Source organism: Sulfitobacter dubius, from assembly GCF_027214245.1.
GTDB classification, from domain to species: Bacteria; Pseudomonadota; Alphaproteobacteria; order Rhodobacterales; family Rhodobacteraceae; genus Sulfitobacter; species Sulfitobacter dubius_A.
In genome coordinates this window covers 272,112-294,608 of sequence record NZ_JAPWHM010000003.1, presented here as the reverse complement: position 1 = coordinate 294,608, position 22,497 = coordinate 272,112, and the positions used below count along the sequence as shown (strand labels likewise).

Here is a 22,497-nt window from a genome sequence, read left to right as displayed (position 1 = left end):
AGTGTTAACGCGGGACGGATTAACCTTGATCAAGCCATGCCTGCCAATCTGCCTTGGCGCGGTCGGTATAGGCTTTGTAGCGGTCTTTGCGGCCGCGACGGCCCGATTTAAGCCCTTCGACCGGCGGAAATAGGCCGAAGTTCACATTCATCGGCTGAAAGGTTTTCGCATCCGCCCCGCCGGTGATGTGGGTGATCAGCGCGCCCATGGCGGTGCTGTCGGGCGGGGTTGGCAGGCTGCCGCCTTTGATCTCAGCGGCGGCCATGCGACCCGCGAGCAGGCCCATCGCGGCGCTTTCGACATAGCCTTCGACGCCGGTGATCTGCCCGGCAAAGCGGATATTGTCGCGGCTGCGCAGGCGCATTTGGTCGTCAAGCAACGTGGGCGAGTTGATGAAAGAGTTGCGGTGAATGCCGCCAAGACGGGCAAAGCGCGCGTTTTCAAGCCCCGGAATACGTTTGAAAACATCCGTCTGCGCGCCGTACTTCATTTTGGTTTGGAAGCCGACGATGTTGTAAAGCGTGCCCAGCTTGTTGTCGCGGCGCAGTTGCACAACGGCATGAGCCTTGATCTCGGGCTGGTGGGGGTTGGTCAGGCCAACCGGTTTCATCGGGCCGTGACGCAGGGTTTCGCGGCCCCGTTCGGCCATCACTTCAATGGGCAAGCAGCCGTCGAAGTAGCCGGCGGTTTCACCTTCGCGGAATTCTGTTTTGTCGGCCTCAAGCAGCGCGTCAATGAAATCGTCGTATTGCTGCTTGTCCATGGGGCAGTTGAGGTAGGCGGTGCGCTCTTCCTCGGTTTCGCCCTTGTCATAGCGCGACTGCATCCAGGCTTTGGACATGTCGATGCTGTCGAAATAGACGATGGGGGCAATAGCGTCGAAAAAGGCCAGTGCTTCGGCGCCGGTCTCGGCGGCGATGGCTTCGGCCAGCGCGCCGGAGGTCAGCGGGCCGGTGGCGATGATCCATTTGCCGTCTTTTGGCAACTCAGAAATCTCGCCGTATTCGACGGTGATATTGGGGTGCGCGAGCAACGTGTCGGTGACGGTCTGCGCGAAGGGGTCGCGGTCTACCGCTAGTGCGCCGCCAGCGGGCAGGCGGTTTTTGTCGGCGCAGGCCATGATCAGGCCGTTGGCGGCGCGCATTTCCCAATGCAGCAGGCCCACGGCGTTTTGCTCATCATCGTCCGAGCGGAAGGAGTTGGAGCAGACCATCTCGCCCAGAAGCCCGGTTTGGTGGGCAAAGGTCTCGACCTTGGGGCGCATCTCGTGGATCACGACTTCCACGCCCGCGTTCGCTGCTTGCCAAGCCGCTTCTGATCCGGCCATGCCGCCGCCGATGATGTGCAATGTATCTGTCATGGGGGCGATGTAGGGCAGGGCGGGTTCGCGCGCAACAGGCAAGAGCGGGGGCGGGCTGATGCGCGCTGAAATATCGCGGCACGCGCGCTTGGCCGGGCATGGTTTTGGGGTCGCCGCTGCGGGAATGGTCGGTCAGTGAGAGGCTGACCCGGAGGGACCTTCCGCCGTCGGCGACCCAAAATCATCAGGGTTTCTGTACCCTAATATAACAGTGCCCCGATTTTGCCAGATTTGCCAGCCCCCGCGCGGCAACACTGTTGCGCGGATTTGGAAACAATTACTGCCGCCAGTCGGGCGCGCGTTTTTCCAAGAAGGCGTCGATGCCTTCGCGGGTGTCTGCCTCAAGCATATTGCGCACCATAACGTCGCCGGTGAAGGCATAGGCTTGGTCCGTGGGCAGGTGCATCTGTTGGTAGAAGGCGCCTTTGCCGTGGGCGACGGCGGTGCCGAGTTTGGCAGCGATCTTTTCGGCTAGGGCGTTGGTCTCAGTAGCCAGTTGGTCGCCCGGTACGGCGCGGTTGATCAGGCCCAGTTCTGCAGCGCGGGGGGCTGAAATGAAATCACCGGTGGTCAGCATCTCAAACGCCTGCTTGCGCGGGATGCTGCGGGTCAGGGCGACCATGGGGGTCGAGCAGAAGAGGCCGATGTTCACGCCGTTGACGCCAAAGCGGGTGTCCTCGGCGGCGATGGCCATGTCGCAAGTGGCGACAAGCTGGCAGCCTGCGGCAGTGGCGATGCCATGGACTTGGGCGATGACGGGCTGCGGCAAGCTTTGGATGCGGGCCATGAGGGCAGCGCAGCGGTCGAAGAGGTCTTTGAAGGCGGCGGCTCCGCCATCCTCAGCTTGGCGCATGGCGGTCATCTGGCGCAGGTCGTGGCCCGCGCAAAAGGCTTTGCCCGCGCCCGATAGGATAATGACACGGGTTTGCCGATCTTCGGCCAAAGCGTCGAGTTTGCTGTGCAGGGCGGCCAGCATTTCGTCTGACAGGGCGTTCAATCGCTCGGGTGCGTTCATGCGCAGGTGGGTGATTGGCCCTTGTGCCGTAACGTCAAGAATTGTCACCTTGCCCTCCCAAGCTGGTCGCGCCAACGTTACGCCGAGGACAACAGGGAGGACAAGTATGGCCGTGGTGATGGATGCAGAGGCGTTGGAAGCCTTCATGCGGGAGGTTTTCGATCAGGTGGCGGATGATTTCGCCGTGGATCACGTCGCCGAGAATGAGATCACCATGCGTTTGCTGACCAGCCGCCGCCATCTGCGGCCCGGCGGGACGGTCTCGGGCCCGTCGATGTTCGCACTGGCGGATGTGGCGGCCTATCTGGTTACGCTTGCGATGATCGGGCCCAAAGCGTTGGCAGTGACGACGAATTGCTCGATTGATTTCATGCGCAAGCCGCTGGCGGATGTGCCGCTGGTCGCTCATGCCAAGCTGCTCAAGCTGGGGCGGCAATTGTCGGTGACGGATGTGCTGATCTATTCCGAGGGGTCGGATAAGCCGGTGGCGCGGGCGAGCCTGACCTATGCGATTCCGCCTGCGTCTATGGGGTGACGAAGGGCCGGAACAAGCCGCAGGCGCCGGGCCATCGCCTGCCCGTTCGGGCGGGTAGGCGATTTGGTTGGCCTATGCTCGACTTAGAGAGCGCTCATCATAGCTGAGAGATAAAGTGGTACAAGCCGGGGTTGGTTCGCCGACCCACGGGCAGGCAATGGCCCTAGGTTTACACGAAAAAAGGGCCGGGAAAAACCCGGCCCAGGAAGAGGTCTGGCGAACGCCACAGGGAAGTTACGCCTGCCAGAACACGCGGGAAGCCTCGGCCGAGGCCTGTTCCGGTGTAAGTCCCGCATCTTCAAGCTCCCATGGCTCTAGCGCGGCAAGCGCGATCCGGGTGCGTCGGCGGGCCGCCCATGTGGTCACGACCGCCGCAAAGCGCAGCGCGATCATCGCAGGGACCGGCAGGGCGCGGTATGTCATCAATGTCATTGCATCGGCGCTGATAGGGCGAGCCTGTGTCATGGGAGAACTCCTTGAATTTGTATTGGCGAAATTGTATTGACACAAAGTGTAGAAAGCCTACAGGTACAAGGGTACAAAGTGCGATACAATTTGACCACAGGAATATTGTAATGGGTACAATTTGGCAGCCAACCCTTGCCGAAGGGCAGGGACCGAAGTACAAACTCGTGGCCCTGACCATTCGCGAGGGTATCAATTCCGGCGCGCTGGCGGTTGGCGATAAGCTGCCCCCGGTGCGGGAATTGGCGTGGCAATTGGGGATCACCCCCGGCACCGTGGCGCGCGCCTATACCATTCTGACTGACGAGGGCCTGCTGGAGGCCGAAGTGGGCCGGGGTACTTTTGTCGCCCCGCCGCAGGCAGCCATCCGCGAAGATGTCTGGAATCGCGAACAAGATAGCTGGATCAAAGAGTTAGAGATTTCAGATACGGATGCGGTGAGCCTCTTTAGTCCACGATTGCCGGATATGGGGCAAGTGGCCCTGATCCGCAGCGCCCTGCGGCAGGTGGCGGATGTGCCGGGCGAAGAATTGATGAACTATCCCACCCGCGATGCCTATGCCCCGGTGCGCCAAGCGGTGGTCGACTGGCTGTCGCACCTGTCCCTTGGCCCGCTGAGTGAGCGCGACGTTGTGCTGTCGCACGGCGGGCAAAGTGGGATTGTATTGGTACTTCAGGCCATCCTGTCGGGGCCGAAACCGGTGATGCTGGTCGAAGACCTCTCCTACGCGGGGTTCCGGCGGGCGGCGGAGGTGCTGCGCGCCGAAGTGGTCGGCGTGGCGATGGACAAAGACGGCGTGCTGCCCGAGGCGCTGGACAAGGCCGCGCGCGACAGCGGAGCGCAGGTGTTTTGCACCACGCCGGAAGTGCACAATCCCACGGGCAGCCACACCAGCCTTGAACGGCGGCGCGCGCTGCTGAAGGTCGCCAAGCGGCACGGCTTAGAGATTTTGGAGGACGATTGCTACCGCATGGGCGCAGCCCGCGCACCGAGCTATCGCTCGCTCTGGCCTGAGCATGTCTGGCACGTCTCGTCGATCTCAAAGGAATTGACGCCCGCACTGCGAGTCGGCTTTGCGCTGGCCCCGGCAGGGCGGTCGGCGGACCTGCGGCGGGTGGCGGAATACGGATATTTCGGCCTTGCGCGCCCCTTGGCCGAGGCGACGCGCATTTTGCTGACCGATCCGCGGCTAAAGGGCATCTGTGCCGACATCCGCGAAAGACTGGCCGAATATGTAGAGGTTGCCGTCAACCATCTGGGCGGGCATGAGCTGCAATGGTCGCGCGATGTGCCCTTTCTATGGCTGCAACTGCCGCCCGGCTGGCGTGCGGCGGGGTTCTGTCGCGCGGCAGAGGCGCAGGGGGTGCAGATCCGCTCCGCCGATGAATTCGCCCTGCGCGATGGCCGCGCGCCCCATGCGGTACGTATCGCGGTGAACGCCCATGTCTCGCTGCGCTCCTTCGAGGCGGCAATGCAGCGGCTGCGCTGTCTCTTGGACAATCCGCCAGAGCAGATCAGCGTGTAGAAATATGGGGTATTATTATACCTAAATTGTAAAGTGTTGTTTTCGCTATTATAATCCGTGATTGCTGCGCTTGACCCGGCGATGCAGGTGATTATAACCCCTCCATCAGACACCGGGCGGGGATTCCTCGTTCCGACCAACCTTAAACGGGAATTCATCCATGAAAACCTTTTCTGCGACACCGGCAGATATCGACAAGAAATGGATCATCATCGACGCCGAAGGCGTCGTGCTGGGCCGTCTCGCCTCGATCATCGCCACGCGCCTGCGCGGCAAGCACAAGCCGTCCTTCACACCGCATATGGATTGCGGCGACAACGTGATCGTCATCAACGCCGACAAGGTGCAGATGACCGGCAAGAAGCGCGAAGAGCACTTCTACTGGCACACCGGCCACCCCGGTGGCATCAAGTCGCGCACCAAGGCACAGATCCTTGAGGGCGCGCATCCTGAGCGTGTTGTGACCCAAGCGGTCAAGCGCATGCTGCCCGGCAACCGCCTGAGCCGCCAGATCATGACCAACCTGCGCGTCTATGCAGGTAGCGATCACCCCCATGAGGCGCAGAGCCCCGAAGTTCTGGATGTTAAATCCTTGAACAAGAAAAACACGCGGAGTGCATGAGCATGGCTGACGAAATCAAATCCCTCGACGGTCTCGAAGCAGCCGTGACCGAGAACATCGGCGGCGTGCAGGGCACCGAAACCGAAATGACCCCGCGTGAGCCGGTTCGTGACGAACTGGGCCGCGCCTATGCCACCGGCAAACGTAAAGACGCGGTCGCCCGCGTTTGGATCAAGCCCGGCTCCGGCAAGGTTATCGTGAACGGCAAGCCGCAAAACGAATACTTCGCACGCCCCGTGCAGCAGCTGATCCTCGCGCAGCCTTTCGGCATCACCAACACCGAAGGTCAGTTCGACGTGTTCGCAACTGTCAAAGGCGGCGGTCTGTCCGGTCAAGCGGGTGCGGTTAAGCACGGCATCTCCAAGGCGCTGCAGCTTTATGATCCCTCCCTGCGCGGTGCGCTGAAAGCGGCAGGTTTCCTGACCCGTGACAGCCGCGTCGTCGAGCGGAAGAAATACGGTAAGGCCAAAGCGCGCCGGAGCTTCCAGTTCTCCAAGCGCTAAGCTTACCGATCAACTTTGCGAAAGGGCTGCCCTCCGGGGTGGCCCTTTTTCGTTTGTGGGCTGGCATGTGTGGCTGTTGGACATGAAAAAGGCCGCTGCGGTTTCCCGCAACGGCCTCTGATCCGGGATCGCATGAACCTGAAACGGCTTAGCCGCCGATTTCGTAGCTCACGGTAAAACCCAACACGCCGTCGCCATCGTTGGTGTCTTCGTAGAGCGCTTCAAAGCTGACGCCATCGCCAAAGTCGTAAACCGCACCGGCTTCGGCATAGATGTTGTCGTCACGGTCGCTGTTGCCGATGAGGCCAACGGCGGTCCAACGCTCGGACAGGGGCGCTTCGAACGCGACTTCCTGATCGCTTTCGCCATTGTCGGGGTCGATGATCACGGCGAATGCGCCCGAGGCGTCGCGCCCGATGGGGAAGCCAAGCGTCGCGGTGATCTCTTCACTGTGGTCTTCGGAATCGTTCAGCCAGATATAGCCATAGGTCAGATCCCAGCTGAGACCCTGACCGAAGTCCGCGCCATAACCGAGGTTTGCTTCGAACTCGACGTCATCTGTCGGGTCTTGGTAGAGCGATGTCGCGCTGAGGCCGGTGTGGAAGCCGCCGTAAGTCAGCTCGACAAAGCCTTCGACTTCGTTTTCGAGGTGATCGAAATCATCCGACGTGTTGAAACGTGTGGCGGCAGAGACGCCTGCGGTCCAGCCAATCATGGAGGTCATGGCGCGGTCTTCGATCACCGGGTCGAAACCGGTGGTGATGTTGTCCTGCGCATAGGCGGCGGAAGAGAGCAGCCCGGCGGTGAGGCCGAACCCGATAAGGTGTTTGATATTCATGGCATTTGCCTAGTGTTGGACCATGGCTTGTCTGCGACTGGCGAGGTCAGGTTGTGAAGGCCCTTCGGATAGGCCCGCCATAGGGGGGCGGCAAGGTCTGTTTGCGCATATCTGGCATGCGTTAGAACATAACATTGTGAACGACGGAAATTTCGCCCAAGTCGTTGGTTTTTCTCAGCCCCCGTGGTTCCGGGCGGGGCGGCCCCTGCCTATATCAAGCGCAACACAGGAGACAGTCATGCAGTATTCAGTTCTAGACCTTGCCCCGGTGCCCGAAGGGTCAGACACCGCCACCGCCATCGCCAATTCCGTCGCATTGGCCCAATTGGCCGAAGCCAAAGGCTATCACCGCTTCTGGATGGCAGAGCATCACAACATGCCGGGCATCGCCTCGGCGGCGACATCGGTTTTGCTGGGGCATGTGGCGGATCACACGCAGCATATTCGCGTTGGGGCAGGCGGGGTGATGCTGCCCAATCACGCGCCTTTGGCGATTGCCGAGCAGTTTGGGACCTTGGCTGCGATCCATGGCGACCGGATCGATTTGGGGCTGGGCCGTGCGCCGGGCGGCGATCAGGCGGTGATACGCGCGATGCGCCGGGGCATGAGTGGCGGCGATCACTTCCCCGATGATGTGGCCGAGCTGATGGCCTATCTGGGCGACGCCGATCCGCGCTCGCCCGTCCGTGCGCATCCGGGTGAGGGGACGCATGTACCGATCTGGATCCTCGGCTCTTCGCTATACGGCGCGCAACTGGCGGCCCATTTCGGGCTGCCCTACGCCTTTGCCTCTCACTTTGCGCCCGATGCGTTGGAGGAGGCCACGGCCATCTACCGTCGTGATTTCAAACCGTCCGAAGCCTGCCCCGCGCCGCGCTTCATGCTGGCGGTCAACGTATTCGCCGCCGATACGGATGAAGAGGGCGCCTATCTGCGCACCACCATGCAGCAAGCCTTCGCCCGTCTGCGCACAGGCCGTCCCGGCAAGCTGCCAGCGCCGGTGCGCGACATTGATGCCGAGATTGGCGCAGGGATGCGGCAGGGGGTGGATCATGCGCTGCGCGTGTCCGCCGTGGGCAGCCCTGAGACGGTGAAACGCCAGCTAGAGGCGCTGATCACACAGCACCGCCCTGATGAAGTGATCCTAACCGGGCAGATCCACGATCACGCGGCGCGGTTGCGCTCGTTTGAGATTGCGGCGGATGTGATGCAAGACATGAAGGTGGCGGCCTGAGGGCCGCCGCCCTCACTCGTCGGGGCTGACCAATCCCAGCCCGCGCAGGTAAATCCCGATCCCGGTTTCCAGCAAGTCGTCCGCCGGGAAGGGCGAGGCGCGGCCGGGGGAGTTGCGGGCGAAAAGTTCGACCACGCCGTGGCTCATCGCCCAAATATGGGCCGAAAACATCGAAGCTGGCGGGCGTTTGTCTTCGGGGATATGCTGGCTTAGGTCGGATGCCGCGCGTTCGAGCACGCCATTAGCGCGGTTGGCGGCATAGGCCAATTCCGGCGTGCGGTTGACCGAGATGCCGGATTCAAACATGGCGATGTAATGGCCGGGGTATTTGCGCGCAAAGGCGAGATAGGCGCGGCCCGTGGCCTCAAACGCCTTCAGCGCTGAGGGTTGGCCGGATTCGTAAGCGAATTCCATCAATTCGGCAAAGATATCATAGCCTTGATGCGCGGCCTCGGCGATTAAGTCTTCGCGGCCTTCGAAATGGCGATAGACTGCCGCCGGGGTGACGCCCGCGCGTTTGGCAGCCTCGGAGAGGGTAAAGCCCGTGGGGCCGCGCTGCTCGATCAACTCAAGGGCGGCGTCAATCAAGGCTTGGCGCAGGTTGCCGTGATGGTAGCCGCGTTTAGGCATCCCAGATGTCCGGCCCGCCGCAGATTTCATCGTCGATTCTGCCAATCGCTTTGGCGTCTTTCTGGGGATAGTCGAAGCGGTTCAGCAGGTGGCGCATGGCGGCCAGCCGCGCGCGGCGCTTGTCATCGGATCGGATCACCGTCCAAGGGGTTTCATCTGTATGGCTGCGCAGCAGGGTCTCGGCGATGGCGCTCGAATATTCCTCCCATTTGGCAAGACCTTTGACGTCGATGGGGCTGAGTTTCCATTGTTTCAACGGATCGGATTCGCGCGACAACATGCGGCGCAACTGCTCGGCCCGGCCCACGTTGAGCCAGAATTTGATCAGGTGAATGCCATCTTCGACGAGCATCTGCTCAAACGGGGTGACTTGTTCAAAGAAATGCGCACGTTGCGCGGGGGTGCAGAAGTCAAAAACCTTTTCCACCACGCCGCGATTGTACCACGAGCGGTCATAGAAGACCATCTCGCCCGCCGTGGGCAAGTGTTTGATGTAGCGTTGGAAATACCACTCACCCTGTTCCGTCTCAGTCGGTTTTGACAGGGCGACGACACGGGCGGAACGGGGGCTGAGGTTCTCGCGCATGCGGCGGATGGTGCCGCCTTTCCCGGCAGCGTCGCGCCCCTCAAAGACCATGACCACCCGTTGGCCGGTCTCACGCACCCAAGATTGCAGTTTGACCATTTCGATCTGGAGCCGCTCGTAGTCGCGCTCATAGGTCTTGCGCGACAGGCGCTCGTCATGCGGGTAGGAGGGCGAGAGGATGTCATCCTTGTCGGCCCGCTGGATCGCTTGGCGAATGTCCTCGGGGACGTCATTGTCGAAAAAGGCGCTGATCGCGCCGTCAAAGGGCAGGTCCATGGGCGCTCCTCGCGGGTGTTCTTGTTTCAATATGGGATGTTAAGGCGCTTAACGCAAACCCGCACGGGTGGCGGCGCGGTTGATTGTGTCGACCACCGCTTGCGGGTCGGCGTGATGGGGCATATGGCCCATGCCGGGCAGTCGGGTGAGCGCGCCGTTGGGGATGTCTTTGATGAGTTCCTCGGCGTGGATATGCATCGGCACGATGGTATCGGCATCGCCGTGGATGATCTCTACCGGCATGGTCAGACGGTCATATTGTGCGGCCATTTCAACCACATGTGGGCGAAGCTGGTGCACCTGCTGGGCGTTGGCGCGGCTGGCGCTGCGGCGCAGGGTCAACCCGGTGCCAATGTGATCGGCATAGCCTTCGGGCGCGGGCTGCGGGGCAAAGATCGCCTCAATACTGCTTTGTACCACGCTTTCGGGGACAAAGGCGGTGACGGCAGGGATAAACAGCGCACCGCCAAGCCGTGAGGCGCTGACGTTGTAAAGCCAGCCCAGCCCGCCCGGCCAAGGCTCTGACACGGCAGATACAAGCACCAGCGCGGCGGTGTCCTTGGTGCGCTGAAGCCCCCAAGCCAGCGCCACAGCGCCGCCAAAGGAATGACCCAGCACGATGGGGTTTTCGACGCCAAGCTGGTCGGCAGCCTTTTGCAGCAGCGCGGCTTGCTCTTGCGGCGATTCCCCCAGTGGGTTCCACGCGCCGCGCGCACCGGGCAAGCGGGCGGTATAGCCCATGCCGGGGCGGTCAAACATGATGACGCGGTAGCGGTCGCTCAGCCGTTCCGCGAAGCCCATGGTGAAATCACGCAGGTTGCCGCTGGCCCCATGGATCAGCACCAGATCAGGCCCGCTGCCGATCACCTTGGCATGGACCGGCAGGCCATCCACCGTGATGATCTCGCCCTCGGGCGGATGGCTCGCCTCGGCCCGCGCCTCATGCCGCGCGGCGCGCCATTGGACGAGCGCTGTGAGCAGCGCCAGCCCGAGGAGGAGGGCAAGCAGCAGTTTAATGGCCAATCTCATTCATATCGAAGGGGGTGGTCTGGTATATCTCGTTGATCCAATTGCCATAAAGCAGATGCGCGTGGCTGCGCCAGCGGTTCACCGGGGTGCGCGAGGGGTCATCCTCGGGGTAGTAGTTGCAGGGCACGTTGATCGGCACGCCGCTTTCCACGTCGCGGTCATATTCCTGTTTCAGCGTGTCGCGGTCGTATTCGAAATGGTTAAAGACATAGAGCGCCCGGTGCGCGGGGTCTTCGATCAGGCAGGGGCCGACCTCATCACTGCCCAGAAGCGTGGTGAGGCCCGCGTGCGCGTTCACCTCGTCTTGGCGCATCTCGGTCCAGCGGGAGACGGGCACGGTGCAATCATCCGAAAAGCCGCGGAGATAGGGCGAGGCGGGCGCGAGGTTTCGGTGGCGGAAACAGCCGAAAGCTTTCTCGCTCAGCATGTATTTCTTCACCCCATGAAAATGGTTGATCATCGCCATGCCGCCCCAACAGACGCCAAAAGTGGAGTGGATGTTGGTCTGGGTCCATTCCATCACCTCGCGCAGCTCGTCCCAATAGGTCACTTCGTCGAACTCAAGATGCTCAATCGGGGCGCCGGTGATGATCAGCCCGTCAAATTTTTCGGCCTTCATCTCCTCAAAAGGGCGATAGAAGCTTTCCATATGTTCGGCGGCAGTGTTGCGGGCTTGGTGATCGGACATGCGGATGAGGCTCAGTTCGATCTGCAAGGGGGTGGCACCGATCAGCCGGGCGAACTGGTTTTCTGTCTGGATTTTCTTGGGCATCAGGTTCAGCAGCGCGATGCGCAGGGGGCGAATGTCTTGCCGCGATGCCAGTTCCTCATCCAGCACCATGACCCCTTCGTTGCGCAGAACGTCAAAGGCGGGCAGGCGGGAGGGGATCTTGATGGGCATGAGACAGGTCTTTCAGGGGTAGCCAGTGCAGTCAGATAATCTTGGACGGGGCGGGTTCAACCGCCCGCGGGCAGGTGGCGGGCAATGAGCTCGGTAAAGTCTTCGGGAGATTTTAGTGTGTCGATGTCGGCAGGGGTGATGGTGACGCCCCATTTCGACATCGCCTCATAGCGCGGTTGGCGGTGCGACAGGGCGGCGGCATAGGTCCAGCGGATGAAATCGTCGGGGTTCACCGCATCCTCGGTGATGTTCTTTTCGGTCAGATAGTCGGCCCATGCACGGGCGAGGAATTCGGGCTGATAGGCCATTGGCTTGGGCGCTTTGTCGAAACGGCGGATGAGTTCCTCGGTATGGGCCTCGTCGCCCTTGATCCAGACCAGCAGGCATTCCTCGGCCAATTGCCGCAGCAACGGGTCGTCCGGGTCTTCGGGATCGACCCATTCGCAGATTGATCCGCCAGTGTCGCAGATGAAATGCGGATATCCGTAGAGCGCTTCGGCGCGGGTGGCGAAATAGGCGGTGTCTTGAAGGGCGCTGATCTCGGCCCGGCGGAAGGCCCCTTGCCGTTTGGCGTATTCCTCCATCGGCAGACCGCCACGCGCCGGATCGCCCGGTTTGCCCAGCCATGTGGCCACGGGCGAGAGATTGTCGAAGGTGATGTTCGAGCCGATGTAGATACTGTCGCTGAGCAGCAGATCGCGCAGAAACGGCACCTTCATCGCCTCGGCCTTGGCGTTGTCGGCGATAAGCTCGCCCAGATAGCGGGTGCCGATGCGGTAGTCGATGGAGTAGTGAAACCAATCGCCGCTGGCGCGTAGCAGGCTGGACAGATGGGTCTTGCCCAGACCCGACATGCCAAAGATCAGAACTTTGCGGCGCGGCGCCGCGCGCCAATCGTCAGCCGTGGGGTAGAGCATGTATCACCAAGGTTAAGTACTTCGTTTCCCCTGACTACCCCAGTGTTTCACCAGACGCCAGATGCGGCCATCGAGCACCAGAAGCCCGAGCGCGAGAAGGGTGAAACCGCTATAGGCGGCGGGGCGCAGGGTCTCATCCCGCAGCCATGCGCCCAGCAGGATCGCCACGGGGGCGACCAGCAGCGTTACCAGCATCAGGTTGCTGCTGCCCGCCATGCCCAGCACGCGGTAGTAGAGCAGATAGGCCAGCGCGGTGGCGGCCAGCGCATAATAGGCGATGGCCATGAGCGTGGCCGGGGCAAGGTCGAGCGTCAGCGGCCCTTCGACGGCCCATGCCAACGGCAGCATGATCAGCGTGGCCCCTGTCAGCATCCCGGCGGCGGCAAGTTGCGGCGGTTGGCCCGGCAGCAGTTTGCGCGCGCAGACCCCGGCCATGGCATAGGACATTGCCCCGCCCAGCACGGCGAGTTGTGCAAGGCTGCCGAGATCGAAGTTTGTGAGGTTTTCCAAACCGATGGCGGTGCTGACCCCGGCAAAGCCAAGGCAGACGCCAATCGCCTTGCGCGGGGTGATCCGCTCATCCGCCAGAAAGATCGCGGCGGCCAAGACGCCAAAGATCGCCGTGGCGGCGTTGAGGATCGAGGTCAGGCCAGAGGGGATGTGCAGCTGTCCCCATGCCATCAGTGAAAAGGGGATCACATTGTTCAAAAGCCCCATCAGCAAAAAGGCCGCCCAGATGCGCGGGTCGCGCGGCAGCGGCAGGCGCATGGTGGCGACCGCGCCCCAAAGCACCAGCATCGCCCAGAACACCCGATGCGCGACTGATGTCAGCGGCCCGATCTCATCTAGCGCCACCCGCACGGCGACAAAGGACGCGCCCCAGAGCAGAGCGAGAAAGCCCATTTCAATCCAAGCGCGCGGGGGGATGGTTTTCTGTGTGATCATGGCTTGGGTTTAGGGCGTTCCACGGATCGGCACGACCCGAAAGATGCGCATGCATAAAAAACGCCGCCCGAGAGGCTCAGGCGGCGTAATCTCAACAGTTCTGGTGTGGATCAGAAGGTGAAGCCCACTTTCACACCAAAGGCCACGGCATCGTTGTCTTCGAATTCCGCTGCCGGGGCAAAGCCCGGAATGGCCGTCTCTGCGTCGCCGATGTTGACGTAGCGCACGCCGGTGGTGATTTTCATATTGTCGCGGGTATAGACGGCAGCCAGCGCAAGGCTCTTGTTGCCATCGGTCGGCCCGAGGTTGGAAGCAAAGCCGCCTTCGGACTTCTCATAGCCGACGGAAGCAGAGACCGACCAGTTGTCGTTCAAACGGCGGCCCACACCCAGCGAGTAGGTGAAAACATCGTTCTCATAGCTCACGAGGGAAGCGCCACCCGTGGCGCCAGCATAGGCAGCCGGAGAAATATCGAAGGAAGACCAATCAACCCAGCGGATGCCACCGAACAGAAGCGTGTCAGCCGCGATACCGGTCTGGAAATCGAGGTTAACCGACTGCGGCGTTTCGATTTCGGTTGTGCTCATGACTGCGCCGAACTCGGTCGTGTCAACGTCATGGTCGATGCTGGAATTATAGGTCAGCGCCACGCGCATGGCGATGTCGGGGCGCTCATAGGCGACACCAGCGACATAGCCGACGCCTGTGTCGCGATCCCCATCAACCGTATAGCCGCCCACAAAGGGGACAGCTGCCGTGGCTTCGATGGTTTGCACGCGCAGACCGCCGTGAACGCTGAAGTTGTCGTTCATGCGGTAGCGCAGCACACCCGTCAGAGCGTGCGCGTCAAGATCAGCCTGCGCGCCTGCGGCGTAGTAGCCGGTGCCGGTGGGATAATCGATGTCAGCGCCAAAGGGCTGGTCATAGATGATCGCATAGGACAGCTTGTCGTTGATGTCTGCCTTATAGGCGGCGCCAAACTGCATGTAGCTTTCTGTGGCGTTGCCTGAATCGCGGCTGCCGAGGGCCGCAACCGAGGTGCCCGAGGTGTCGGGCGAGATATGCCCGAAGCTGAACTCGGCATAGCGCCCGTTTTCAAACAGAGCGTTGATGGATTGGCCCGACCGATCGATGCCGCCAGCGTGAACGAGTGCCGTAGATGCCAACAGTGCCGGAATTGCCAAGAAATAGGTTTTCATTTGCTTTCCTCCCAAGACTTCTGTGCGGTTCCTCCCCGGCACAGGTTAGAAATGATCTAAGCGGATAGCTGCCGTTTGCGTCAATCACTGACCTTGGGTCAGGCTGAAATCTGGGCAAACATTACTCGGGGTGTGCTTTGCGGGTCTCAAACCAGATGTTGAGGTAATTGCCCGCAAAGATGATCGCGGCCCCTACGAAGACCCAAATATCGATCGCTTCGGCATAGAGGAGCATCCCGACAACCGCGATTGCCGGAAGGCGGACGAAATCAATCGGCACCACCACGGTCGCGGGGGCAAGGCTCAGCGCGTTGGTCAGGCAGTAATGCGCAAGCAACCCACAGGCGCCGACGAGCAACAGAAAGGGCATCGTCTCGACCGTAGGTCCAGCGATGTCGCCGTCGTAGCCCGCAGAGATTAGGCCAAAGATCAGTTGCAGCGTGGTGAGGTAGAACAGGATCGTGGTGATCCCTTGGGTCCGCGTCAGCCGCTTGGTCAGCACATTGGTCAGGGCAAAGAAAACCGCACAGCCCGCCGCCGCCAGAATGCCGGTGTTGAGATTGCCAATATCAGGCCGTGCGACGATCAGAATGCCGATGAACCCCATGACCGCAGCCAGCGCCCGCGTGGCGGTCAATCGTTCGCCCAGCAGAAAGATCGACAGGACAATGACCCATAGCGGAGAGGTGAACTCAAGCGCGAAAACCTGCGCCAGCGGGATCAGCGACACCGCGAGGAACCATAGGTTCTGCCCGGTGAAATGCGCGAGGTTGCGGATAAGTTGCAAGCCGAAGTTGCGGGTGTTGATCTGCCGCCACGCCCCGGTGACCCAAGCGAGCGACAGGACGATGATCACGCCGATCACACTGCGGTAGAGCATCACCTCAAAGGTATCGAACCGCGCCGAGAGCTCGCGCCCCGCCACAGCCATGGTCGAGAAAGAGCCGATAGACCCGATCATCCAGAGTGCGGCGCGGACGGTGGAGGTCATGTAGGGTCGGTCAATTGGTCGTCACCCTTGGCCTTGTCGCCGATGATCTGGCGGTTGGTGATCGGAATGTCGATGATCTTGTAGTCGCGTGTGATCCCGGCGGTGAGCCTTGCCCAGTCTGATGCCGCCGTGCGGGTTTGATGCGCCTCAAAGGCTGCGCGGTCGGTGAAAAGTTCCGATACCTGCCACAAAAGGGGATCGTCGGTTGGGGTCACGTCGAAGCGCAAACACCCCGGCTCGGCACGGGTGAGGCGCTGATGCGCGTCGAGCCCTGCGCGCACCCGGTCCGCCTCGGCCCGGGTGGCGCAGCGAAGGTGGCCGGTGAGGGCCACCCGCATGTTTATTCCCACTCGATGGTGCCCGGAGGTTTCGAGGTGATGTCATAGGTGACGCGGTTGATGCCCGGCACTTCGTTGATGATCCGCGTGGCGGTTTCACCAAGGAAGTCATGGGAGAACGGGTAGTAGTCCGCCGTCATGCCATCTACAGAGGTCACCGCGCGCAGGGCGCAGGCGAAGTCATAGGTCCGGCCATCGCCCATCACGCCCACGGTGCGCACGGGCAGGATCGCCACGAAGGCTTGCCAGATATCGTCATAGAGACCGTGGCGGCGGATTTGGTCGATATAGACCGCATCGGCCTCGCGCAGGATCGCCAGTTTCTCGCGGGTGATCTCACCGGGGCAGCGGATCGCAAGGCCCGGACCGGGGAAGGGGTGGCGGCCAATGAACGAAGGCGGCAGACCGAGTTCACGGCCCAGCTCGCGCACTTCATCCTTGAAGAGTTCGCGCAGCGGCTCGACCAGTTTCAGGCCCATCTTTTCGGGCAGGCCGCCGACATTGTGGTGGCTTTTGATGGTGACCGAAGGACCACCCGAGAAGCTGACGCTTTCGATCACATCCGGGTAGAGCGTGCCTTGGGCCAAGAAGGTCGCATCGCCCACGTCTTTTGCGTGTTTCTGGAACACGTCAATAAAGAGTTTGCCGATAATCTTGCGCTTGGTCTCGGGGTCCGAGACACCGTCGAGCTCGCCCAAGAACAGTTCCTGCTCGTCAGCATGGATCAGCGGCATGTTATAGTGGTCACGGAACATGGTGACGACCTCTTCGGCCTCACCCTTGCGCAGCAACCCGTGGTCAACGAAGACGCAAGTCAACTGATCGCCAATGGCTTCGTGGATCAGCACGGCGGCGACGGAGGAGTCCACGCCACCGGAAAGGCCACAGATCACCTTCTGGTCGCCCACCTGCTCGCGGATCGCGGCGATGGCTTCCTCACGGTAGGCGCTCATGGTCCAGTCGCCCTTGAAGCCTGCCAGACGCACGAAGTTCTCATAAAGGCGCGGGCCGTTGGGGGTGTGGTGCACCTCGGGGTGGAACTGCACGGCGTAGAAGTTGCGCGACACGTCGCCGGTAATGGCGAAAGGCGCGTTGGGGGAGGTGCCGTAGACCTCGAACCCCGGGGCGATCTTGCTCACGTGATCGCCGTGGCTCATCCAGACCTGTTCACGGTCGGTGGCGAACCAGCCTTCGAGCAGTTCAAGCTGTTGCCCGGTGGGGGTTACGAAAGCCCGGCCAAACTCGGCGGTGCCGTGACCACGCTCCACATGACCGCCAAGGCAGTGCATCATGACCTGCTGGCCATAGCAGATGCCAAGGATCGGTACGCCCAGTTCAAACACAGCCTGCGGCGGCATTGGCGCCCCTTCGGCAAACACAGAAGACGGGCCACCTGACAGGATCACCGCCTTGGGCGCGAATTCCTTGAGGAAAGCTTCGTCCACTGTGTTGAACGGGTGAATTTCGCAAAAGACATTCAGCTCCCGCAGGCGACGCGCGATAAGCTGCGTGACCTGGCTGCCGAAGTCGATGATGAGAAGGCGGTCATGGGTGATATCTGTCATGGGGGTGTGATTAGGCCCGTGGGCGCGCTCTGGCAAGTCTCTAGCGGGCCGAAGACGGGGCCCTGTCGCGTTTAATTCGCGCAAGTGGCGCGAGGACGGCACGCGATGTCGCTTTTTGCCGCTAGAGGGCGTTATCCGCGCGAAGGGGCACTTGGGAATGGGGTAGGCAAAGGGCCAAGAGTTGCGGGAAGGATAGAACAATGGCGGAATCAGCACGACGGGCACGCGGCGGCGGAGGTGCGGCACGGCGCGCGGCACGCACAGCGGTCTCCTTTGAGACAGCCCGCTATATCGAGCGGAACATCCCAAACTTCGAAGTGCTGACCGAAGAAGCGTTGCAGATCATCGAGCATAACGCCGACACGGTGCTGGAAGAGATCGGCGTGAACTTCCCCGACAACCCCGATGCACGGGCAGTGTGGCGTGACGCCGGGGCCGATGTGCAGGGCGAACGGGTGCGCATCCCACGGGGGCTGGCCCGCAAGCTGTGCTCTACGGCACCGTCAACGATTACCCAAGTGGCGCGCAACCGGGAGCGTGATGTTGTCATAGGGGGCAAGAGCCTCGTCCTCGCGCCGGTCTATGGCCCGCCCTTCGTGCGCGATGCCGCCGGGGGACGCCGTTATGCTACGATGGCGGACTTCGAGAAATTCGTGAAGCTGGGCTATATGTCCAAATGGCTGCATCACTCGGGGGGGACGGTATGCGAGCCGACGGACATCCCGGTAAACAAACGTCACCTTGATATGCTGCACGCGCATATGACGCTCAGTGACAAGCCCTTCATGGGCTCGGTGACCGAACCTTCGCGGGCGCAGGACAGTGTCGATATGTGCGGCATCCTTTTCGGTAAGGACTTCGTGCAGGAAAACACGGTGATGACCTCGCTCATCAACATCAACTCGCCGATGACGTTTGACGATGTGATGATGGGCGCGCTCAAGGTCTATGCCGAGAACAATCAGGCCTGCATCATTTCGCCGTTTATCGTCGGGGGGGCTATGGCGCCGGTAAGTGTGGCCGGGACACTGACGCAGGTCTTGGCCGAGACACTGGCCGGCATTGCCTATAGCCAGCTTGTCCGCCCCGGTGCGCCTGTCATCATGGGGGCCTTCGTGACCTCCATTGACATGAACAGTGGTGCGCCCACATTCGGCACGCCGGAAGCTGCGCATATCACCTATGGCGCTGGGCAACTGGCCCGCAGACTGAACCTGCCTTACCGGAGCGCCGGGTCTTTCAACGGCTCGAAACTGCCCGATGCGCAGGCGGCCTATGAGACCTCGAACAGTCTGAACATGGGGCTTCTGTCCGGGGTGAACTTCATGCTGCACGCCTGTGGCTGGCTGGAAGGGGGGCTTGTGTCTTCTTTCGAGAAGTTCGTCATGGATGCCGATCAACTGGGCACACTGCATCACCTCGCCCGCGGGGTAGAGATGGACGAGAACGCGCAGGCCATGGACGCAATCCGCGAAGTCGGGCCGGGGGGGCATTACCTTGGCTGCGCCCATACACAGAACAACTTCCGCGAGGCGTTTTGGAAATCCGACCTGCTGGATTACAAACCCTTCGAGACATGGTCGGATGAAGGGGCGCGCGATACGCAGACCCTTGCCACCGCGCGGGTCGAAAAGATGCTTGCCGATTATCAGCAACCCGCGCTTGATCCGGCCATTCGCGAGGCGCTTGATGCCTTTGTCGCGACCCGCAAGGCAGCGGAGCCTGATAGCTTTACCTAAAATAGGACTGCGGGGGGCGATCCCCCGCCGCGGCCTTACGCGCTGGGGCTCTGCGCGGCTCTCAGGAAACGCGCTTCGCCGACCATGGCGATCAGCACATCCACATGCCGGATCAGGCTATAGCTTGCATCTGCCGTCTTGCGCTGGGTGTCCAACTCGGCCTCGATCTCGATCAGTTTGATCAGCGCTGTGCCGTGGCGCGGCAGTATGCCAAAGCCCAATATGCGCTGCAGATGGGTGCCGCGCCGGTAATCCTCGGCGCCGATACGGGCGGCGCGCATCAACAGGCGCGGGCGGTGAAGTCTTTGCAGCATGGTCAGTAGATCTTGCATCACAACTCTCCGGTGAACGGGGGGTGAATCACCCCGAATCATCGAAGCATGGCACAACCTTACCGGGTGTTGCGCGTCATGGCTTCGCGGCGAACGGCGCATACCGGTGCTGTTTACCTTTTGGAAACAATAATTGCCAAATGCGACAATTTTAACCAACGGGTAACCAAAACATCCATAGGTTGTGAATAACTCTGGGGATAACTCTCCGGCTTGGGGACCCGCCAAAATGGAAGTGGCAGTCAATTGAAGGCGCATCACCAAATCCAACAGAGCGTTCTGCCGGGATGGGTGCCGCACGGAGCCCTGCATTACCTCGCACATACGGAGACCGGCGCACCGATCCGGGCCTTGGCACGCCAAGCTGGCTGCCATGCCTCGACCATTATGCGCCAAATCCGCCGTATCGAGACAAGGCGCGATGATCCGCTGGTGGATGCCGCCCTGCGCAGGCTCGGGGCGGTGCGGCGCGCTTTGGATTGTACTGCTGGCCCCCCAGCAGGAAAGACAGCGACAATGACCAAACCCGCGATCCCCCTTCTTGACGAAGACACTTTCGCCGCCGAGGCGCTGCGGGTCCTTCGGCGCCTGCATGAGACGGGCGCGATCCTCGCCGTGGCCGAGGGCATGGAAAAGGCCGTCGTCCTGCGCGAGACGGACACCGGCCCCGGCGCACGCACCGCTGTGGTGGACAGCGCCGTGGCGCAGGCGATGGCCCTCAAAGATTGGATCGCCCCCGGCAGCGCAGGCCGGGTAACGCGCTACCGCATCACCAGCGCAGGGCGGGCTGCGCTGCGGCGGATGATAGAAGACCAAGGCGCGGGCGCACATGGCTTTGCCGAAGATCAGACCGCGTTTCTGGGCATGGCCAGCGACCCCGAGGCGGAAGAGGACACGGATGCCGATGTCGCCCCGCGCCGAGGCCGCTATTGCCTGTCGGAAAGCCCGCTCTCTGCGCTTGCACGGCGGCGCGACAAATCCGGTGCGCCCTTTCTGAACGAGGGGCTGGTCCATGCCGGTGAAAGACTGCGTGAGGACTTCGAACTGGCCCAGATGGGCGGTGAGGTGACCCAAAATTGGGATCATTTCCTGACGCCGGGCGCCAAACCCAGCGGGCGGCGTGACGGCTCGGGCAGCATGGCCGCGGCAGAGGCGCGCAAGCGGGTGGCAGACGCCATGGCCGAACTCGGCCCCGGCCTGTCGGACGTGGTGCTGCGCTGTTGCTGCTATCTGGAAGGGCTAGAGACCACTGAAAAGCGGCTGGGGTGGTCGGCGCGGTCAGGCAAGATCGTGCTGCGGATCGCGCTGATGCGGCTGAAACGGCATTACGACGAAACCGTAGGCCCGGGCGGCCCGATGATTGGATAAAGAAAGGGCGGCAGGGTGATGATCCTGCCGCCCCGGTTGTTTTAGTCTGCGACCTTCGTCGGCGTCTCATCGGTCACCGAAATCGCCACTTCGTCTTTCTCACAAGCGTTACGCACACCGGCGGCATAGTCTGGGTGCACTTTCTCAAGCACTGCATACCAGCGTTCTTTTACCTGCTGCGAACAAGGCGCCATGGCACCGGCCATGTTCTCATGCAGACGGTCGCGCTGCGCCTGATCGAACACCTCGGTATAAAGCTTGCGCGGCTGGACGTAATCGGCATCCGTTTCCTCTTGAACATAGCGATCCGCATCGCCCGAGATGCGCAGCGGAGGCTCTTGCACCGACGGGTCGGGCCGGGCCGATTCCTCATATTGGTTCGGCTCATAGTAGGCATCCGGGTGGCCGGTCTGCTGCGGGAAGAACCGCATGGAGCCGTCCTTGTGGTAGTGATGCATCGGCGCGGCCTTGGGCGCGTTGGCGGGCAGGGCCTCGTAATGCGTGCCAAGACGGTAGCGGTGCGCATCCGCATAGGAAAACACCCGCGCTTGCAACATCTTATCGGGCGAGAAGCCGATGCCGGGCACCTTGTTCGAGGGCGAATAGGCGGCGTTCTCGATGCTTTGGAAGTAGTTGTCGGGGTTGCGGTTGAACTCCAACATGCCGACCGGGATCAGCGGGTAATCCGCATGCGGCCAAACCTTGGTCAGGTCGAAGGGGTTGAAGCCACAGGTCTCGGCCTCTGCCTCGGGCATGACTTGGATGTTCAGCTCCCACTTCGGGTAGTCGCCGCCTTCGATTGCGTTGAAAAGATCCTCTTGGAAGTTTTCGCGGGTCGAGCCGATCAGCTTTTCCGCGTCTTCATTGGTGCGGTTGCGGATTTCCTGCTGGCAGCGGAAGTGGAACTTCACCCAGTGACGCTCGCCCTTGGCATTCCACATCGAATAGGTGTGGCTGCCGTAGCCGTGCATGTGCATCGGGTTCACCGGAATGCCGCGGTCCGACATCAGGATGGTCACCTGGTGCACCGACTCGGGCTGTGCGGCCCAGAAATCGAACATCGCCTCGGGCGAGCGCAGGTTGGTGCGCGGATGACGCTTTTGGGTGCGGATGAAGTCCGGGAATTTATAGGCATCGCGGACAAAGAAGATCGGGGTGTTGTTGCCCACAACGTCCCAGTTGCCTTCCTCGGTGTAGAACTTCACAGAGAAGCCGCGCACGTCACGCTCACTATCGGCCGCGCCCAATTCGCCCGCCACGGTGGACCAACGCGACAGGATTTCGCAGGTTTTGCCGACTTCGGAGAAGATCGCTGCACAGCTATATTCGCTGATGTCATGAGTGACGGTGAAGGTGCCTTCCGCGCCCCAGCCCTTGGCGTGAACGGCCCGCTCGGGGATGCGCTCGCGGTTCTGATGAGCCAGTTTCTCGATCAGTTGGTAGTCATCCAGCAGCACCGGGCCACGGCTGCCCGCGGTCTTGCTGGTCTCATTGGTCGGCATCGGTGCGCCGGCGGTGGTGGTGAGACGCTTGCTCATCTTGGGTTCCCCTCGGTTATTGTCTGGGAGGAACATGACCTATGC

Annotated in this window: 23 protein-coding genes; 7 read left to right on the top strand and 16 right to left on the bottom strand. The window is 61.6% G+C overall.

Features of this window, described 5'->3' with window-relative positions:
* Positions 1-19: 19 nt before the first annotated feature.
* Both trmFO and O4H31_RS08490 read right to left on the bottom strand, forming a co-directional pair.
* Complete coding sequence (gene trmFO / locus O4H31_RS08495) at positions 20-1,360, bottom strand: methylenetetrahydrofolate--tRNA-(uracil(54)-C(5))-methyltransferase (FADH(2)-oxidizing) TrmFO (protein WP_269344790.1); 1,341 nt, start codon at positions 1,358-1,360, stop codon at positions 20-22.
* A gap of 277 nt (positions 1,361-1,637) precedes the next feature.
* Positions 1,638-2,423, bottom strand: a complete 786-nt coding sequence (locus tag O4H31_RS08490) for an enoyl-CoA hydratase (protein WP_269344788.1) — start codon at positions 2,421-2,423, stop codon at positions 1,638-1,640.
* A gap of 58 nt (positions 2,424-2,481) precedes the next feature.
* Here O4H31_RS08490 and O4H31_RS08485 point away from each other — a divergent pair, with 58 nt between their 5' ends.
* Positions 2,482-2,910 carry a PaaI family thioesterase gene (locus O4H31_RS08485; RefSeq protein ID WP_269344786.1) on the top strand — a complete coding sequence of 143 codons (429 nt, stop codon included), beginning with the start codon at positions 2,482-2,484 and terminating at the stop codon, positions 2,908-2,910.
* Between the two features lie 234 nt (positions 2,911-3,144).
* On the opposite strand, the gene O4H31_RS08480 is transcribed toward O4H31_RS08485, so the two are convergent.
* Complete coding sequence (locus tag O4H31_RS08480; protein WP_269344784.1) at positions 3,145-3,375, bottom strand: DUF1127 domain-containing protein; 231 nt, start codon at positions 3,373-3,375, stop codon at positions 3,145-3,147.
* A 110-nt stretch (positions 3,376-3,485) separates the two neighbouring features.
* Between O4H31_RS08480 and O4H31_RS08475 the strand changes: the two genes are divergently transcribed.
* The 3 genes from O4H31_RS08475 (at position 3,486) to rpsI (ending at position 6,026) form a co-directional block, all read left to right on the top strand.
* Complete coding sequence (locus O4H31_RS08475) at positions 3,486-4,901, top strand: PLP-dependent aminotransferase family protein (protein ID WP_269344782.1); 1,416 nt, start codon at positions 3,486-3,488, stop codon at positions 4,899-4,901.
* 160 nt (positions 4,902-5,061) lie between these two features.
* Positions 5,062-5,523, top strand: a complete 462-nt coding sequence (gene rplM, locus O4H31_RS08470; protein ID WP_067629878.1) for a 50S ribosomal protein L13 — start codon at positions 5,062-5,064, stop codon at positions 5,521-5,523.
* A gap of 2 nt (positions 5,524-5,525) precedes the next feature.
* On the top strand, positions 5,526-6,026 hold the full coding sequence (gene rpsI, locus O4H31_RS08465) for a 30S ribosomal protein S9 (protein ID WP_067629875.1): 501 nt from the start codon (positions 5,526-5,528) through the stop codon (positions 6,024-6,026).
* A gap of 148 nt (positions 6,027-6,174) precedes the next feature.
* Here the strand turns inward: rpsI and O4H31_RS08460 are convergent, their stop codons facing one another.
* Positions 6,175-6,864, bottom strand: coding sequence for a hypothetical protein (locus O4H31_RS08460; RefSeq protein WP_259944527.1), 690 nt, complete (start codon positions 6,862-6,864; stop codon positions 6,175-6,177).
* Between the two features lie 238 nt (positions 6,865-7,102).
* Between O4H31_RS08460 and O4H31_RS08455 the strand changes: the two genes are divergently transcribed.
* Positions 7,103-8,098, top strand: a complete 996-nt coding sequence (locus tag O4H31_RS08455) for an LLM class flavin-dependent oxidoreductase (RefSeq protein WP_269344776.1) — start codon at positions 7,103-7,105, stop codon at positions 8,096-8,098.
* Between the two features lie 12 nt (positions 8,099-8,110).
* Here O4H31_RS08455 and O4H31_RS08450 read toward each other — a convergent pair whose 3' ends face one another.
* The 10 genes from O4H31_RS08450 to guaA all read right to left on the bottom strand — a co-directional run bounded on the left by O4H31_RS08450 (position 8,111) and on the right by guaA (position 17,475).
* On the bottom strand, positions 8,111-8,728 hold the full coding sequence (locus O4H31_RS08450; RefSeq protein WP_269344774.1) for a TetR/AcrR family transcriptional regulator: 618 nt from the start codon (positions 8,726-8,728) through the stop codon (positions 8,111-8,113).
* Entirely contained in the window at positions 8,721-9,590 is an 870-nt protein-coding gene (gene ppk2, locus O4H31_RS08445) for a polyphosphate kinase 2 (protein WP_269344771.1), read from the bottom strand. Before ppk2 ends, O4H31_RS08450 begins: the two co-directional genes overlap by 8 nt.
* Before the next feature lie 48 nt (positions 9,591-9,638).
* Positions 9,639-10,619, bottom strand: a complete 981-nt coding sequence (locus tag O4H31_RS08440; RefSeq protein WP_269344769.1) for an alpha/beta fold hydrolase — start codon at positions 10,617-10,619, stop codon at positions 9,639-9,641.
* Complete coding sequence (metA, locus tag O4H31_RS08435) at positions 10,603-11,520, bottom strand: homoserine O-acetyltransferase MetA (protein WP_269344767.1); 918 nt, start codon at positions 11,518-11,520, stop codon at positions 10,603-10,605. Before metA ends, O4H31_RS08440 begins: the two co-directional genes overlap by 17 nt.
* Before the next feature lie 56 nt (positions 11,521-11,576).
* On the bottom strand, positions 11,577-12,437 hold the full coding sequence (locus tag O4H31_RS08430) for an ATPase (protein ID WP_269344765.1): 861 nt from the start codon (positions 12,435-12,437) through the stop codon (positions 11,577-11,579).
* 12 nt (positions 12,438-12,449) lie between these two features.
* Complete coding sequence (locus O4H31_RS08425; RefSeq protein WP_269344763.1) at positions 12,450-13,382, bottom strand: DMT family transporter; 933 nt, start codon at positions 13,380-13,382, stop codon at positions 12,450-12,452.
* A 110-nt stretch (positions 13,383-13,492) separates the two neighbouring features.
* Complete coding sequence (locus O4H31_RS08420; RefSeq protein WP_269344761.1) at positions 13,493-14,581, bottom strand: OmpP1/FadL family transporter; 1,089 nt, start codon at positions 14,579-14,581, stop codon at positions 13,493-13,495.
* A 121-nt stretch (positions 14,582-14,702) separates the two neighbouring features.
* A complete protein-coding gene (locus O4H31_RS08415; protein WP_269344759.1) occupies positions 14,703-15,572 on the bottom strand; it encodes a DMT family transporter in 870 nt (289 codons plus the stop codon).
* On the bottom strand, positions 15,569-15,910 hold the full coding sequence (locus tag O4H31_RS08410) for a putative quinol monooxygenase (protein ID WP_331283699.1): 342 nt from the start codon (positions 15,908-15,910) through the stop codon (positions 15,569-15,571). The genes O4H31_RS08415 and O4H31_RS08410 overlap by 4 nt, the downstream gene beginning before the upstream one ends.
* Positions 15,911-15,912: 2 nt before the next feature.
* Positions 15,913-17,475 carry a glutamine-hydrolyzing GMP synthase gene (gene guaA / locus O4H31_RS08405; protein WP_269344757.1) on the bottom strand — a complete coding sequence of 521 codons (1,563 nt, stop codon included), beginning with the start codon at positions 17,473-17,475 and terminating at the stop codon, positions 15,913-15,915.
* 200 nt (positions 17,476-17,675) lie between these two features.
* Here guaA and O4H31_RS08400 point away from each other — a divergent pair, with 200 nt between their 5' ends.
* A complete protein-coding gene (locus O4H31_RS08400) occupies positions 17,676-19,214 on the top strand; it encodes a trimethylamine methyltransferase family protein (protein WP_269344755.1) in 1,539 nt (512 codons plus the stop codon).
* 35 nt (positions 19,215-19,249) lie between these two features.
* Here O4H31_RS08400 and O4H31_RS08395 read toward each other — a convergent pair whose 3' ends face one another.
* The gene (locus O4H31_RS08395) at positions 19,250-19,546 is read right to left on the bottom strand and encodes a DUF6477 family protein (protein WP_269344753.1); all 297 of its coding nucleotides are present in this window, start codon (positions 19,544-19,546) and stop codon (positions 19,250-19,252) included.
* A gap of 279 nt (positions 19,547-19,825) precedes the next feature.
* On the opposite strand from O4H31_RS08395, the gene O4H31_RS08390 reads away from it, so the two are divergent.
* Positions 19,826-20,914, top strand: coding sequence for a DUF6456 domain-containing protein (locus O4H31_RS08390; RefSeq protein WP_269345358.1), 1,089 nt, complete (start codon positions 19,826-19,828; stop codon positions 20,912-20,914).
* A 41-nt stretch (positions 20,915-20,955) separates the two neighbouring features.
* Here O4H31_RS08390 and O4H31_RS08385 read toward each other — a convergent pair whose 3' ends face one another.
* On the bottom strand, positions 20,956-22,452 hold the full coding sequence (locus O4H31_RS08385; protein WP_269344751.1) for a catalase: 1,497 nt from the start codon (positions 22,450-22,452) through the stop codon (positions 20,956-20,958).
* Positions 22,453-22,497: the final 45 nt, after the last annotated feature.

What these genes read in the sequence shown, in the direction of transcription:
- O4H31_RS08400 (WP_269344755.1), top strand. Translation starts at nt 17,676, where the DNA reads ATGGCGGAATCAGCACGACGGGCACGCGGCGGCGGAGGTGCGGCACGG.
- O4H31_RS08385 (WP_269344751.1), bottom strand. Translation starts at nt 22,452, where the DNA reads ATGAGCAAGCGTCTCACCACCACCGCCGGCGCACCGATGCCGACCAAT.
- O4H31_RS08425 (WP_269344763.1), bottom strand. Translation starts at nt 13,382, where the DNA reads ATGATCACACAGAAAACCATCCCCCCGCGCGCTTGGATTGAAATGGGC.
- guaA (WP_269344757.1), bottom strand. Translation starts at nt 17,475, where the DNA reads ATGACAGATATCACCCATGACCGCCTTCTCATCATCGACTTCGGCAGC.
- metA (WP_269344767.1), bottom strand. Translation starts at nt 11,520, where the DNA reads ATGCCCATCAAGATCCCCTCCCGCCTGCCCGCCTTTGACGTTCTGCGC.
- O4H31_RS08460 (WP_259944527.1), bottom strand. Translation starts at nt 6,864, where the DNA reads ATGAATATCAAACACCTTATCGGGTTCGGCCTCACCGCCGGGCTGCTC.
- O4H31_RS08455 (WP_269344776.1), top strand. Translation starts at nt 7,103, where the DNA reads ATGCAGTATTCAGTTCTAGACCTTGCCCCGGTGCCCGAAGGGTCAGAC.
- O4H31_RS08395 (WP_269344753.1), bottom strand. Translation starts at nt 19,546, where the DNA reads ATGCAAGATCTACTGACCATGCTGCAAAGACTTCACCGCCCGCGCCTG.
- O4H31_RS08480 (WP_269344784.1), bottom strand. Translation starts at nt 3,375, where the DNA reads ATGACACAGGCTCGCCCTATCAGCGCCGATGCAATGACATTGATGACA.
- O4H31_RS08430 (WP_269344765.1), bottom strand. Translation starts at nt 12,437, where the DNA reads ATGCTCTACCCCACGGCTGACGATTGGCGCGCGGCGCCGCGCCGCAAA.
- ppk2 (WP_269344771.1), bottom strand. Translation starts at nt 9,590, where the DNA reads ATGGACCTGCCCTTTGACGGCGCGATCAGCGCCTTTTTCGACAATGAC.
- trmFO (WP_269344790.1), bottom strand. Translation starts at nt 1,360, where the DNA reads ATGACAGATACATTGCACATCATCGGCGGCGGCATGGCCGGATCAGAA.
- O4H31_RS08485 (WP_269344786.1), top strand. Translation starts at nt 2,482, where the DNA reads ATGGCCGTGGTGATGGATGCAGAGGCGTTGGAAGCCTTCATGCGGGAG.
- O4H31_RS08410 (WP_331283699.1), bottom strand. Translation starts at nt 15,910, where the DNA reads ATGCGGGTGGCCCTCACCGGCCACCTTCGCTGCGCCACCCGGGCCGAG.
- O4H31_RS08440 (WP_269344769.1), bottom strand. Translation starts at nt 10,619, where the DNA reads ATGAGATTGGCCATTAAACTGCTGCTTGCCCTCCTCCTCGGGCTGGCG.
- O4H31_RS08475 (WP_269344782.1), top strand. Translation starts at nt 3,486, where the DNA reads ATGGGTACAATTTGGCAGCCAACCCTTGCCGAAGGGCAGGGACCGAAG.
- O4H31_RS08420 (WP_269344761.1), bottom strand. Translation starts at nt 14,581, where the DNA reads ATGAAAACCTATTTCTTGGCAATTCCGGCACTGTTGGCATCTACGGCA.
- rplM (WP_067629878.1), top strand. Translation starts at nt 5,062, where the DNA reads ATGAAAACCTTTTCTGCGACACCGGCAGATATCGACAAGAAATGGATC.
- rpsI (WP_067629875.1), top strand. Translation starts at nt 5,526, where the DNA reads ATGGCTGACGAAATCAAATCCCTCGACGGTCTCGAAGCAGCCGTGACC.
- O4H31_RS08450 (WP_269344774.1), bottom strand. Translation starts at nt 8,728, where the DNA reads ATGCCTAAACGCGGCTACCATCACGGCAACCTGCGCCAAGCCTTGATT.
- O4H31_RS08415 (WP_269344759.1), bottom strand. Translation starts at nt 15,572, where the DNA reads ATGACCTCCACCGTCCGCGCCGCACTCTGGATGATCGGGTCTATCGGC.